This window comes from Chitinophaga eiseniae, assembly GCF_012641265.1.
In the GTDB taxonomy this organism is placed as follows: domain Bacteria; phylum Bacteroidota; class Bacteroidia; order Chitinophagales; family Chitinophagaceae; genus Chitinophaga; species Chitinophaga eiseniae_A.
This window is the reverse complement of record NZ_JABAHZ010000011.1, coordinates 12,230-26,493: the sequence shown is the minus strand read 5'-3', so window position 1 is coordinate 26,493 and position 14,264 is coordinate 12,230. Positions and strand designations below refer to the sequence as shown.

Annotated in this window: 9 protein-coding genes; 2 read left to right on the top strand and 7 right to left on the bottom strand. The window is 46.4% G+C overall.

Features of this window, described 5'->3' with window-relative positions; translation table 11 throughout:
* Positions 1-59 precede the first annotated feature (59 nt).
* Genes HGH91_RS28590 through HGH91_RS28570 form a run of 5 tightly spaced genes read right to left on the bottom strand, consistent with a single transcriptional unit; the run spans position 60 to position 5,774 of the window.
* Positions 60-1,463, bottom strand: coding sequence for an MBL fold metallo-hydrolase RNA specificity domain-containing protein (locus tag HGH91_RS28590; protein ID WP_168742678.1), 1,404 nt, complete (start codon positions 1,461-1,463; stop codon positions 60-62).
* A gap of 31 nt (positions 1,464-1,494) precedes the next feature.
* Positions 1,495-2,004 (bottom strand): DUF4442 domain-containing protein, encoded by a 510-nt coding sequence (locus HGH91_RS28585; protein ID WP_168742677.1) that lies wholly within the window; start codon positions 2,002-2,004, stop codon positions 1,495-1,497.
* 7 nt (positions 2,005-2,011) lie between these two features.
* Positions 2,012-2,515, bottom strand: coding sequence for a thioredoxin family protein (locus HGH91_RS28580; protein ID WP_168742676.1), 504 nt, complete (start codon positions 2,513-2,515; stop codon positions 2,012-2,014).
* A gap of 28 nt (positions 2,516-2,543) precedes the next feature.
* A complete protein-coding gene (gene ppk1 / locus HGH91_RS28575; protein ID WP_168742675.1) occupies positions 2,544-4,535 on the bottom strand; it encodes a polyphosphate kinase 1 in 1,992 nt (663 codons plus the stop codon).
* 6 nt (positions 4,536-4,541) lie between these two features.
* A complete protein-coding gene (locus HGH91_RS28570; protein ID WP_168742674.1) occupies positions 4,542-5,774 on the bottom strand; it encodes a Pycsar system effector family protein in 1,233 nt (410 codons plus the stop codon).
* A 148-nt stretch (positions 5,775-5,922) separates the two neighbouring features.
* Here HGH91_RS28570 and HGH91_RS28565 point away from each other — a divergent pair, with 148 nt between their 5' ends.
* Positions 5,923-6,774, top strand: a complete 852-nt coding sequence (locus HGH91_RS28565) for a hypothetical protein (protein WP_168742673.1) — start codon at positions 5,923-5,925, stop codon at positions 6,772-6,774.
* Positions 6,771-10,424, top strand: a complete 3,654-nt coding sequence (locus HGH91_RS28560) for a BamA/TamA family outer membrane protein (protein WP_168742672.1) — start codon at positions 6,771-6,773, stop codon at positions 10,422-10,424. Before HGH91_RS28565 ends, HGH91_RS28560 begins: the two co-directional genes overlap by 4 nt.
* Positions 10,425-10,473: 49 nt before the next feature.
* Here the strand turns inward: HGH91_RS28560 and HGH91_RS28555 are convergent, their stop codons facing one another.
* The gene (locus HGH91_RS28555) at positions 10,474-12,804 is read right to left on the bottom strand and encodes a GAF domain-containing protein (RefSeq protein ID WP_168742671.1); all 2,331 of its coding nucleotides are present in this window, start codon (positions 12,802-12,804) and stop codon (positions 10,474-10,476) included.
* 213 nt (positions 12,805-13,017) lie between these two features.
* Entirely contained in the window at positions 13,018-14,241 is a 1,224-nt protein-coding gene (lysA, locus tag HGH91_RS28550; RefSeq protein WP_168742670.1) for a diaminopimelate decarboxylase, read from the bottom strand.
* Between the last annotated feature and the right edge of the window lie 23 nt (positions 14,242-14,264).

Here is a 14,264-nt window from a genome sequence, read left to right as displayed (position 1 = left end):
AAGGAGCAAAGAAATTAAATTTCTTTGCTCCTTTGCTTCTTTTTTGCTTTGCGTGATTATTAACCTAAACCGATTTCGGAATGTCTTTCCGGAATTTCAATATCCAGGAAGCCTTTTTTCAGTAACCAGTTTCTGAATATTTGTTGTACATCGTACTCGCCGTGTACCAGGAATAGTTTTTTCACTTCCCGGGGATCCTGGCAGGCCAGCCACTGGCTTAAATCTTCATAGTCGCCATGCGCACTCATAGAGCGGATAACGCCTACTTCCGCCTTTACTTCATAGCGGCTACCGTAGATAGACACTTCTTTGGCGCCACGCATCAGGCGTCCGCCCAGTGATTGCGGCTCGCAATAGCCCACGATCAGGATGGTATTTTGTGGCTCGTCAATATTGTTGGCAATATGATGTTTCACACGGCCGGCTTCGGCCATGCCTGAAGCAGAGATGATCACGCAGGGTTCCTTGCGGAAGTTGAGTGCTTTGGATTCGTCAACAGATTTTATGTAGCGCAATCCGGGAAAATCAAATGGATCGTCGTCTGTTTTCAGGATATTGGCTACTTCCTTGTTAAATACTTCCGGGTGGGCTTTGGTAACCGCGGTAGCTTCTGTAGACAGCGGGCTGTCCACGAAGATATCTACTTTAGGCAGGGTACCTTTGAGCTGTGCATTGTTGAGCGCATAGAGCAGTTCCTGGGTGCGACCTACGCTGAAAGCAGGGATAATTAATTTTCCTCTTTTTTCTACGCACGTTTCGCGGATATAACGAAGCAGTTCATCATCTGCAGGGGCTGCATCAGCGTGAAGTGTGCTGCCATATGTAGATTCTATCAGGATATAATCTGCCTGTGGGAACGTGGCGGGCGACTTCAGAATAGCATCGTTGTAGCGGCCAATATCTCCACTAAAGGATATTTGTTCTGTTTTACCGTTTTCTGTGATACGCAGATGTACAGATGCTGCGCCTACAATGTGGCCTGCATCTGTAAACATAAGTTGAATATCCGGGTCGATATTGGTCCAGGTATTATAGCCCATGGGCTGTAAAGAACGAATGGCTATTTTGGCGTCTTCCACACTGTACAGCGGTTGTACATAGGGAAGCCCTTCTTTGGCCATTTTCTTGTTGGTGAATTTTACATCGTCCTCTTGTATTTCAGCTGAGTCCATCAACAGGATTTCTGTCATGTCGCGGGTAGCTGGCGTACAATAGATATGGCCGCTATACCCCATTTTAACCAGTCGTGGAATCAGCCCGGAGTGATCGATATGCGCATGAGACAGCACCATGTAGGTAATGTCGTGAGGCTCAAAACCAAAGTCCCTGTTCATGGCGTCGGTCTCTTGTCCCATTCCCTGGAACATTCCGCAGTCTAATAAAATCTTTTTGCCATTCTTAAGTGTGATCAGATGTTTTGATCCGGTAACGGTGCGTGCTGCGCCATGAAATGCAATTTTCATATCAGTGTTTTAAGGTGAAAGGGTTCACCGTTTACGATTTACTTTTAAACGACCAGGTGATGGCGAAAGAGGCAATTAGTATGCCGTCTTTATCCCTGCCTTCACTATGAAGGGTAACTGTTTCGGCGGTATTATTGTTCAGCGCTCTTTCCAGGGTAGCTCTCAACAGTGGCAGTTCTGCACAGGTAAACGAAGTAAGGCCGGTCGCCTTTTTTACAAAGGTCGATTCCATGCCGGTAACCAGCATGGATACACGCCTGGGGGCACCACTGGCGTACATCAGGGCTGGCAAACCAGTACTCAGCTCTGCGGCCATAGCCAGGCAGGCGAAATAAGTGGAACGGAAAGGATTTTGCGATAACCAGCGATAAGGCACGGATGTAACGCAGGTATCAGTGTCCAGTGATTGCAGTCTAACGCCCGACAACCACGCAGCAGGCAGCTTCCAAAACAGGTAGGCGGAAAACTTAAACGGATGCCGCGCAAACTTTTGAAAAGATTGCACAGCATCCGTGTTAAAAGTGGTTATGCCGGTATTCATGACGATATTATTCGTTAACGTAATGGGAGGGGAGCAGGGCGCCGGGCGACCACTGTTTCAGAAATTCCAATACTTTCTTCTTATCATAAGTATCAGCGGATTCCAGCAGGCCGGTGTTTTGCGTATGCAGCCGGTTTCCTTTGGCATCCAGCACTACCAGCACCGGGAACCCGAAACGCTGTGGAAATCCAAGTTCTTTCAGTATCGGCAGATTTTTGTTCTCCTTGCTGTAGTTGAGGTGATATACCTCATAGTTATTGTTCATGGCAGCTTTCAGCTCTGCGTCGTCCTCAATAAACTTATACAGCCTTTTGCACCAGATACACCAGTTGCCGCCCACCTGTAACAGTACGTGCTTATTTTCTGCCGCCGCTTTTTTAACCGCAGCAGCAATATCTGTTTTGGCATCGGCAGCAGGATTATAGATGTGTTCCAGGTCATGGGTTTGTGCCTGAGTAGCTGGAATAGCAAAGGCAATACTCAATAGTAGTGTCCAAACATACTTCTTCATAAAAAACTAATCATTCAGGATATCTAATTTACATTATATTTTGCACATACGCGCTGATCGCTTCCTGCGCATGGCGAGGGTCTTTCAGCTGTAATTGTACAATGTCTTTCAGCTGTTGTTGCAGGGCGGCATCATATACGGGTACACATACTTCAATGCGGCGATGGAGGTTGCGATTCATCCAGTCGGCAGAACCCATATATACTTCCTCCTGGTTATTGTTGTGGAAGATAAATATGCGGGCGTGTTCCAGGTAGCGGTCTACAATCCGGATAATGCGGATATTCCGGCTCTCCGGAATATCGGGTACCAGGCAGTTAATGCTTCTCACCACCAGGTTTATCTGTACACCCGCCTCACTGGCTTCATACAGTTTGCTGATCATCCCTCTTTCCTGGAGGTTATTTATCTTGATGATGATATGGGCAGGCTTGCCTTCCCTGGCGTGTATAATTTCCCGGTCTATCAGGCTGGTGAAACGCTCCGTCATGTTAAACTGCGCCACCAGCAGATGTTCGAACCGTAAAAAATCGTAGGCCAGTGGTTGTTCCCTGCTTTGCAGGTAGAGGAACAGCAGTTCCATCTCCCTGGTAATACCTGTGTGGGAGGTAAACAAAACATGATCGGTATAAAAACGGGCGGTGCTTTCGTTGAAATTGCCGGTAGCTATGAGTCCGCAATAATCCCATTGATAACCCCTGTTGCGCTTTACCAGCGCGGTTTTAGCATGCACCTTCATGCCAGGGATACTATAGATCAGTTTCACGCCGGCATCTTTCATTTTCTTGGCCCAACGGATATTGTTGGCCTCATCGAACCGGGCTTTTAGCTCCACGAATACAGTTACTTTTTTGCCGTTTTGCGCTGCACTGATCAGTGCCTGGGCGATCTGCGACCCGGAGGCAATGCGATACAAGGTAACATATATTTCCGCTACATCGGGATCCAGCGCGGCTTCACTGAAGAAACGCAGCACATAATCGTAACGCTGATAGGGGAGATGTACCAGCAGGTCCTGCTGCAGTACAAGGTCCAGTAACCGGTCGGTAGCCGCTGCTGTTTTGTTCTCCGCAGGAGTCACTCTGGGATAACTGATCTCCGTTAGTCCTGCGGGAGCGGGAAGATCTGCCAGGTCTTTCAGGTTATGATAACGGCCACCTGGTACCAACTCATCATCCCGGATATCAAATTGCCCGGCCAGGAAATGTAACAGTGATAAAGGGGTAGTGGCATCGTACAAGAAGCGGGTAGGTACACCCAACTCACGTTTACGGATAAACGTTTCTACTTCTTCCAGAATATCTCCCTTCACTTCATCCATATCCATTTCCGCATTACGGGTGAGCTTAATGCTATGGCAGTTTTCCACCGTATATCCCGGAAAGATATATGCGAGATGGGTACGTATGATATCATCCAGGAAGGCGATATAATGCACACCATCAATGGATGGCAGTTGCAGGAAGCGAGGCAACGATGCTGGTATATTTACTATGGCATATTCCTGCGACTCCGGGCGGTTTCCCGGGATCAGCGTTACCGCAAAATAAAGCGCATTATTTTCCAGGAATAGTTTCTTCGGTTTCCCGTTCAACCACACCGGTTGTAAATAAGCCAGTATAGTGCTGAGAAAATAATTTTTTGTAAATGCCTGGTGAGTGGCGGTTAAGGGCTGGTTATAATACAACTGTACCCCACGTGCCAGCAGGTCGGGTAATACGCTGCCAGTAAAGATCTGACCGTATTCCTGTTGCTGCCGGTTTATTTCCTGTAGTACTTCCGACAACGTACTACTGCTGATAGACTCATTTTCGCCGGCAGCAGGATCTTGCTCTAACACTTTGTTAATAGTCAATACAGCCGGCATTCTTACCCGGAAAAATTCATCCAGGTTTGAAGAAAAAATGGACAAGAATTTAATGCGTTCGTATAGCGGTACCTGTTGGTCCGCCGCCATTTGCAGCACCCGGTAGTTAAACGATAACCAGCTCAGATCGCGGTTATATAAAGGAATACCCATGAATCATTATGCTTTTACCGGGAAGAAAATAGCTGCTATCAAAAATGCAAGGACGGAAATAATTAATCCGAACATGAAGATATTATAGGAAATGCGCAGCAGCTTGTATTTATGCCCCAATACTACTCCCAGGTAGTAAATGTCGCGGGTCATGCTGCTATACAGGAAGTCGGAGTCGTTCATCATTTGCTTCATGCCCCATTGGTATTCTTCCAGGTGCATTTTGTAGAAGTTGCCAAAAAATAGCAGGTTGGCATCTTTCTTTTCTATATCTGTTTTGGTAAATACGCCACTGGTTACATTCGGGCGGGTAGCCAATACAGAGAAGATAACGGTTAGCACTGCCGTGGTGAGGAAGATAATGGAAGGAATGATCATATTGGGATAATCTTCCAATCGCCTTACCAGTACACTCAATATCACGGAGATGATGATCGAGTTGACTGAAATCATGATATGTGCTTTGCTGTCGGCCATAGAGCTGAGACGGATATGATTGGTAGAAGTGGTTCTGAACATCGTTTCTACTCCTCTTTCCGGCTTCTTGGTCTTATCTTTTTTAATTTTTTCCTGCGCTTTAAGCGGGGCAGTACCGGTATCAACGGACGCGATGGTGGCTTCCTCTGTGACTTCTGCTGTTTTTTTCTCCAGCTTCTTTTTCAGTTTAGCCAGGTTTTCGTCTTTCTGCTGTTTGAATAACGTCTGGGCATAATCGGTCCAGTAGTGATGCTCGGTTAGAAAGGCAATATTGTTGGTGAGCCAGTTGATGGCCGGGATATCTCTCTGGTAGGTAAGCTGTAGTTCCTGACGCAGGAGTTTGTTGCGGTCGGCAAATTCTTTGGAACCCAGGTGGGATAGGTCGGCATCGCAAACAATCTGTTCTACCAGGGTATGGGGCGACTGCGGCATTTTGGTGGCCAGGATAGCTCCTTGTACCATCGACTGAACCTTTTCAGGGACCTGTTGTTCCTGTAAAAACCGGAGGGCTTCCTGTGCGCCGTTTTCCTCGTGTACTTTGCCTTCCCCTATTAAATAGCCAGCATCATGAAACCAGGCAGCTACGTATACAGCCAGTAGTTCATCGTCCTGCAAACGGTAATGGGCGGCTATTTGTGCAGCAGCCTGCACTACCTGTTGGGTGTGAACCAGGTTATGATATACCAGGTTGGGATGCGGATGCTGCTGGTATTGGCTCAGCACATAATCCCGGGCTGCATCTATGATAATATTGTTTTGCATAAGGAAGAGAAAAAATTAAGATAAGGAACGGTGAATGCCGTTTTTTCATGGACTATAACGGCATATTCGCTGTTTCCGGTATTACAATTCACAAATTCAACCTAAGTTACTGCATTTTTGAGTTAAATTTATGCTATAAAGTTACACTATGGATGTCCGGATCGGGTTAATCTTTCTCCTCTTCTTACTGTCATGCAATGCTTTTAGCGACAGGGAACAAAAAGTGTATTCCTCTCCACCAGGATATGATTTAAAAGAGCCGGTGCGTTACCGGCTGCGGGAATCCATGCAGGAAATTTCCGGGATTGTACTATTCCCGGATGAACATAAGATCATGGCGATTAACGACGAAGAGGGCAGGGTTTACCAGGTAGATGTGGTAGCTACCAAGCCTTACCCGTATTATAAGTTCGCTAAAAACGGCGACTATGAAGATATTTGTCGTACTGACAGCGGATGGTTTGTATTAAAGAGCAGCGGCTCGCTGTATCATGTACATGGATTGTTTACCGACAGCGTTTATAGCGATCACTATAAATTGGAAAAGCAAGGTAAACGGGAGTTCGAAACCACCTACTACGACAGTGCCAGGAACAGTATCGTGATGATATGTAAGAATTGTGAAGACGATAAAAAGCTGGGAATTACCAGCGCTTACCGTTTCGACCTGGCCTCCAAAGCATTTGATACTACCGCCATCTATCATTTCGATGCCCGGGAAATAGCCCGACTGGTGGGGTCAGACATGCGCTTCTTTAAACCATCGGCCGCCGCTATTCACCCGATAGAAAAAAGATTATATATGGTAGCCTCAGTAAATGGACTGCTGGTCATTGCCGACCTGCAAGGCCATGTACAGGAAGCATACAACCTGAAACACCGCTTGTTCCTGCAACCAGAGGGTATTGATTTTGCACCTAACGGCGATATGTATATTTCTAACGAAGGCGGTTACGATGGCGCCGCCAGTATTCTTAAATTCACTTACAAGTCCAAATGATCAGATCCATCCTTTTTTATATTGTATTGTTCTTTCTCGCCTATGGCAATGTGAGTGCACAGTCGCCTACGGTGGTAAAGCGTATCATCCTTATCGGAGATGCCGGCGAACTGCACAGCAACGGGCATAATGCCGTAGTAGACGCGGTGCGTAAAACATTTAATCTCCAGGATAACAACAATACCATCCTCTTCCTCGGCGACAACGTATATCCCAGAGGGGTGCCCGATTCAGCCAGCGCAAAATATCCGGCCGCGAAGGAAATTCTCGATTACCAGATCAACCTGGTACGTGGGACTAACGCCCGTGGTTATATTATTCCCGGGAACCATGACTGGGATAAGAGCAAACCGGATGGCTGGGATATTATCCGCAACCAGCAACGGTACGTCGATTCCCAACACCTGGATAACGTGCAGTTCGAGCCAAAAGATGGCTGCCCCGGTCCGATAGAGGTGAAAATAGCAGATAGCATTACCCTTATTATTATGGATAGTGAATGGTGGGTGTTTCCCTATGAAAAGCCAGGTGCGGAATCTTCCTGTGACTGTAAAGACAATGATGAAATCCTCACGAAACTGTCGGAGATAGTAGCACTGAACCGCAATAAGCTGATCATCTTTGCTACGCACCATCCTTTCCGCAGCTATGGCATTCACGGTGGCTACTATACACTGAAGCAACATATCTTCCCGCTAACAGACCTGAAGCCCTCACTCTATATCCCACTGCCCGTTATAGGATCTATCTATCCTTTTGCCAGGGGAGTACTGGGCAGCCTGGAAGATATCCCCAATCCCCGGTATCGGCAAATGATCAAAGGAGTAGAAGAGGCGCTGAAACCGCATGGCCCGGTAGTATTTGTGTCGGGGCATGATCATACGTTGCAGCTTATCAGGGATCAGCAAAATGCCTATATCGTTAGTGGAAGCGGCGCTAAGCATAACCGTGTTAAAAAAGGCGCAAAATCACAATTTGCTTCTACTGACAATGGTTTCAGCACCGTAGAGTTGCTGTCTGACGGTACGGTACGCACACAGTATTATTTCGCCGACAACGGTACTACGCCGGTATTCAGCGAAAACCTGTTCCGCATGCAGGATATCTCTTCACAGGCCATGACGTACAAAACGCCTGCTGAATTGCCGCCTTATGTCAGGATGGCGGCAGATACCCAATACAACCGTTTCGGTGGTTTCCATAAATTCATCCTGGGCGAAAACTACCGCCAGGTATGGGCTACACCTTTGAATTTCCCCGTATTAAACCTGGCTACCGCCAAAGGAGGCTTGAAAGTATTGCAACGCGGAGGCGGCAAACAAACGCACTCCCTCAGGCTGGAGGATAGTACCGGTACAGAGTACGCGATGCGTTCGTTAAAGAAGTTCCCTTTGGCAGCCATACCCGAACTACTGAGAGAAACAGTTGCCCGCGATGTGGTACAGGACCAGATCTCCGCGGCCAATCCCTATGCGGCTCTGGCGGTAAGCGTATTAGCCGAAGCTGCCGGTGTGCCTCATACTAATCCTACGTTTGTATATCTCCCGGCAGATACCGCGTTGGGTGTTTTCGCAAACACTTTTGGTAACGAAGTATATCTCTTCGAAGAAAGGGAGCCCATGACCGGGAAGAATGATAAAACTTACAGTACTCCCAAAGTACTGGCTAAAATTTTAGGAGATAATGATGTACATGTAGATCAGAAAGCCGTACTACGGGCACGTATACTCGATACCTATATTATGGATTTCGACCGTCATGATGATCAGTGGCGTTGGTATAAAGAATCGCACAAAGGAGAAGATTATTATTACCCCGTACCCCGCGACCGCGACCAGGCATTTTTTATCAATGGGGGCGTATTGCCGCGCCTGGTTTCCCGTCCCTGGATATTACCGGGCATACAAGGTTTCCGTGATAACATCCCGGATGTAAATGGCTTCCAGTTCAGCGCCCGGTACTTTGACCGCTCGTTTATGAATGAGCTGGATGAAAAAGACTGGAAGAAACAAACGGATAAATTTCTGAAGAAGATGACCGATAGCGTCATACAGGCTGCTGTAAACGCTTTCCCGGATACTGTTAAGGCGCAGGTAGGGCCGATGATGATACATCGTTTGTCTGTTCGCCGCGATATCCTGGAAAAAAACATGATGAAATATTATCGCTTCCTGGCAAAAGGCGTAGATGTACCGGCTACAGAAAAAGATGAGCTGATTGTGGTCGATAAACAGGAAAATGGTGCAGTTGCACTGGACATCTTTAAAATCAGCAAGAAAGGAAATATCAAGCAAAATATCTATTCCCGTACCTTCGACCCGGCCGTTACCAAAGAAGTGAACGTATACGGTATGGGAGGCAACGACCGCTTTGTCATTAAAGGCGATCATGGTACGCCTATCCGCATACGGCTGGTGGGTGGCCGCGAGGCCGACACCTATATCGACAGTACTACGGTGAAGGCCGGCAAACGGATACGTATATACGACCAGCGAACCGGCAATGATACGTTTGCTCTCTCCCGTAATGAACAACGCCGTTTATCGAACGATCCCGCGAATATCAGATATAACAGAAACGCCTTCCAGTACGAGAAAACAGTACCTATGCTGGCTGGCGCCTATAACCGCGACGATGGTTTATTACTGGGACTCGGACTATCCGATACCCGGCATGCTTTCCGCCGGGAGCCGTTTTCATCGAAACACCTGTTTACCGCTACCCACGCGCTGGCTACCCGCGCCTGGAACTTCCGCTACGAAGGTGAATTCACTGACTTGATCGGGAAATCAGACCTCCTGCTATTTGCACGAGCCAAAGCGCCCAATAATACGATCAACTTTTTCGGCTTCGGCAATGAAACAGAATTTGATAAATCTAACGGTAAAACCATTTCCTATTACCGCGCCCGGTTTAATATCTATAACGCGGAAGCATTGCTGAGGACCAGCTTTAGCAATCACTTCAACATTGCTTACGGTCCTACTTTTACCAATTACGCGTTTGATAAAGATGAAAATGGGAATCGTTTTATCACAGATTTTAAAGCTAATGGTCTCGATTCGGGTGGCATCTACGCCAACAAAGCTTATGCCGGTGGAAAAGTGGTAGCAACGCTGGATACGCGTAATAGTAAAATTATTCCCACCCGTGGCGTTTTATGGACGACCACCTATTCCGGAAATTTTGGGTTGAATGGAAATAGCTACAATACTACCCAGCTGCAGTCGGATTTAAGCCTCTATATGAGTTTCCGGATTCCTGCCAACTTTGTGATTGTGAGCCGTTTCGGTGGTGGTAAGCTGTGGGGGAACTATGAATACTTCCAGGCATTAACAGTAGGAGGAGTCCAAAACCTGCGTGGCTACCGCAATTTCAGGTTTGCCGGCGATGCCAGCGTGTACAACAATACAGAAATAAGGGTGAAATTATTCGACCTGAAAACATACATATTGCCTGCTGGTGTAGGATTGATTGCCTTCAACGATGTGGGCCGGGTATGGCGGGAAGGAGAAACCTCGCATGTATGGCACGATGGCTATGGCGGCGGTATCTACGTGGCGCCTATCAATACACTGATCATTACCGCGGTGATAGGGCATTCCAAAGAGGAAACGGTGCCTTATGTTACCTTCGGGTTTAAGTTTTAATGAAAAGGTCCCGCTCAGCGGGACCTTTCTTTTTATATAGCGACGAGGTTTAGGCTTCTTCCATATTTACAGTTACCCTCAAGGCTTTCAGGCCACTCACTCCCTGTAATTCTTCCAATTCTACTTCCTCAATTTCCGGTAACAGGATCTTTTTGCTTTGAAGGAACGCGATGTATTTTTTCAGTTCTTCCATTTCGCGGGCATAAGAATATACCATGGCAATGGTACCGGGCTGCGTCAATCTTTCGCCGGTATCTTTAATATGCACTTTATCGATACGTTTTTTAATGATCTCGTAGCGAACATTATAGGCGCCTTCTACATCAAACCTGCGCTCATCACTGCGGAAGCTGATCGTAATAGGTGCGCTATGCATCAATATCATTTGCGTGGTTTGCAGATGCACTTTTAGCTTAGGGTTCAGTTTATGCGTCAGCCTGGCGATATGTGCCATTGAGGAAAGTTGCCATAAGCGGAGATTGCGCAAATACAGGTGGTCAAACTTCTTTTCCTGCGCAATCGACTGACCGATGTAGATAGTATATTCTATGCCATCTGTACGGTATTTTTCAAAATAACAGGGGAAAGATTGCTGAATGTATAATCTCTCTTTTTCCAGGTATTGACTGATAGCGGTATTCACATGTGAGAGGCTTTCTTCATACTCTCTCCTGTGATGATATACATGCCCCTCTGATTTATCTATCTTCTTGAAATAGTTTTCCAGCACGGGCTGCAGTGTTTCATTCCCTTCACAGAGATGTTCCAGTACTGGCTGTATTTCCTGGTCCATGAACTCATTTACCTTGAGGTCTTCGCCGGCTTGCAAGCTATTGCTGAGATGTTGCAACAAGTCGTTTGTTTTAAACTGCAATTCTTCCAGCAATGGTAGGTGCACGGTTTGCCCGATTGTTTCGAGCGTATCACGAATCAACTCCAGTTGCTCCTGCAGGTCTTCCCGGATGGCGTTGCCTTGCTGAACAGACGAGTTGCGGATATCTACAGCGCCATACAACGGATATACTTCATCGAAGCTGATGCTTTCAATATCTTTTCGTTCTTCCGGAGGAGTGAGCAGATAATTCCATGCTTCATCCACAAATTTCCATTCCACAGAAGGTTGTAAGGCAGTGAACTGGTCTTTAATCACTTCGTTCAGCCTGTTTTCCAGGATGTTCATACTGCGACTCAGCATCAGTCCCAATAAGGGATAGGCGTTTTGCAGTTTCCACAGCGGCTCTGCTGATAAGCGGTTGGGAACTGAGGACGCTAATTCCAGTACGCCCAGTATCTCCTTTTTATGGGTGATAGGGCATAGGATAAAGCTCCTGATATTTTTAATTGGAAGGAACTTAAGAAAAGGATGAGGGTTGATCGTGGCCTCATTCACATCTGGTACAATCAGCGGAACCGGGTGCTGTTGCAGATGTTCCAGCATCAACTGGAAGAAATGCTGTTGCTGTTTCTTGTTGCCGATGCCTAAGATAGGATCAGTGTTGGAAAATTGTTCTTCCAGTACGCTTTTACCGTTCACCTTGGGAAACGGTACCATGTGCGCGGTGATATCAGGAATCCCCAATATGGTGGGAATCATTTTTTCCAGGCTCCGGTAGCTGTCAATCTCGTTGTTGGCGCGCATATTCATCACCAGGTTCTTGATGTTGTTCAGCGTTTCAGACTGGGTCACATCTTTTACCGTCCATATCACAAAGCCTTCCAGGGAAAACAGGTGGGTAGGAAGCAGCTGTTGTAAAGCTTCTGGCGTAATTTGTTTCGAACAAAACTGATTATAGTCCAGGTGTGGTACTGATCCATTAACTTTTACATCTACAAACCGGGCATCGATATTCACTTTCACATAACGCTTAATGCCATCGGGCGTTTCGACCCGGTGGATAATATCGTTTTTATAATTCATGGGAAAGTGAAATACCTTTTCCAGGATTAGTTTGTAGAGCCAGGTCATTTTATCTTTCTTCACCTGGGCCAGGGAAATACCGTCGGGTACGGTGGTTAGTTCTTTTCCGTCTGAGGTGAAAAGCTGTTTAAAAAGATCTGAATAATGGAAGATGGCAAATCTATAAGGAGCTCCCATACCATAAATATCCGTAGACGAGTCGGTAGTTACCGGGAAAATGGCAGCAATCAACAAATCCAGGTATTCCTTGTATTGGCTGAGGTCCGCATCCGGTGGGATGGGGTTCAGTATATCCGGGTTGCTTTCAAACTTGTCAATGATCAGTTGATAAAAAGAGGAACGGGCATCATCTCCATTTCCTACTTTCTCTTTCAGATAGTTAAGGAATGGGACGAATGATATATTGGACTCAATTACTTTATCATCGTTAAAAACGCCGGGGTGTGCAGTTAAAACTTTCATATCTACGTATAATTATAACCAAAGGCTATTCTTTTAATGCCAGCAAAAAAATGTCTTAATACAAGTTACAATAACCAGTGCAGGTATAACAGAGAGGAGGTAATAATGGAGACGTAAAGGTAGGAGAAATATTGTATCAAGGGATGCAGGAAATTGTATTTAGTGTTGTTGATATGGCAATCAATCACCTACATCCCTTGAAAAAATAATATATTATTGCAGTTCGATCTGGTTTTTCAGCAGGTCTTCCAGGGTATCGCGTCTGCGGATCAGATGCGGTTTACCCTCTTTTACTAATACTTCCGCTGGTTTCAGGCGGGAGTTAAAGTTGGAAGACATTTCAAAACCATAGGCGCCGGCGTTATAGAACACCAGGTAATCGCCTTCTCTCACTTCATTAATTTTCCTATCCCATCCGAAGGTGTCTGTTTCGCAGATGTTTCCTACTACGGTATAGATCCGCTCCGTGCCTTTAGGGTTGGAGATATTGCGGATCAGGTGGAAAGCATCGTAAAACATAGGTCTGATCAGGTGGTTAAAGCCGGAGTTCACCCCTACAAATACATTGGCAGTAGTTTGTTTGATCACGTTGGCTTTTACTACGAAGTAACCACACTGGCTTACCAGGAATTTTCCTGGCTCAAACCACAGCTGCAGCGGGCGTACGTATGTTTTGGCGAAGGTGTTGAATGCTTCGCTCAGTTTTCTACCAAGCAGATCAATATCGGTTTCCGGGTCGCCCTGTTGGTAAGCCACTTTAAATCCGCTACCCAGGTCAATAGATTCCAGGTCGGGGAAGTGTTGTACCATTTCCAGCATTACTTCTACACCACGCAGGAACACGTCTACGTCTTTGATTTCAGAGCCGGTGTGCATGTGCAGGCCCGTTACTTTCAGCTTGGTAGAGTTGATAATGCGCTCGATATGGCGCATCTGGTGGATGGAAATACCAAACTTGCTATCAATATGGCCGGTAGAGATTTTGAAGTTACCACCTGCCATGATATGTGGGTTCAGGCGGATGGAGATCGGGTAGCTGCCGCCGAACTTATTCCCGAATTGCTCCAGGATAGACAGGTTGTCGATGTTGATAATTACGCCCAGGTCTTTCGCTGCAATAATCTCTTGCAGGTCCACGCAATTGGGGGTAAAGATGATATTCTTAGGATCAAACCCGGCTTTCAGGCCCAGTTGTACTTCCTGGATGGATACGGTATCGAGGCCGCAACCAATAGAATTGACGTACTTAAGGATATTGATGTTGGTCAATGCCTTACAGGCGTAGAAAAAGCGGGTGTCGGCCTTATGAAACGCCTTTTGCAGCTTTTCATATTGAGTTTTAATCTTTTCCGCATGGTATATGTATACCGGGGTACCAAATTCTTCTGCTATTTTCACCAGGAAATCGGCAGCAAGTACGTCGCTTTGTTTAGGCATTGATAATCCTTAGTTTAAGAATG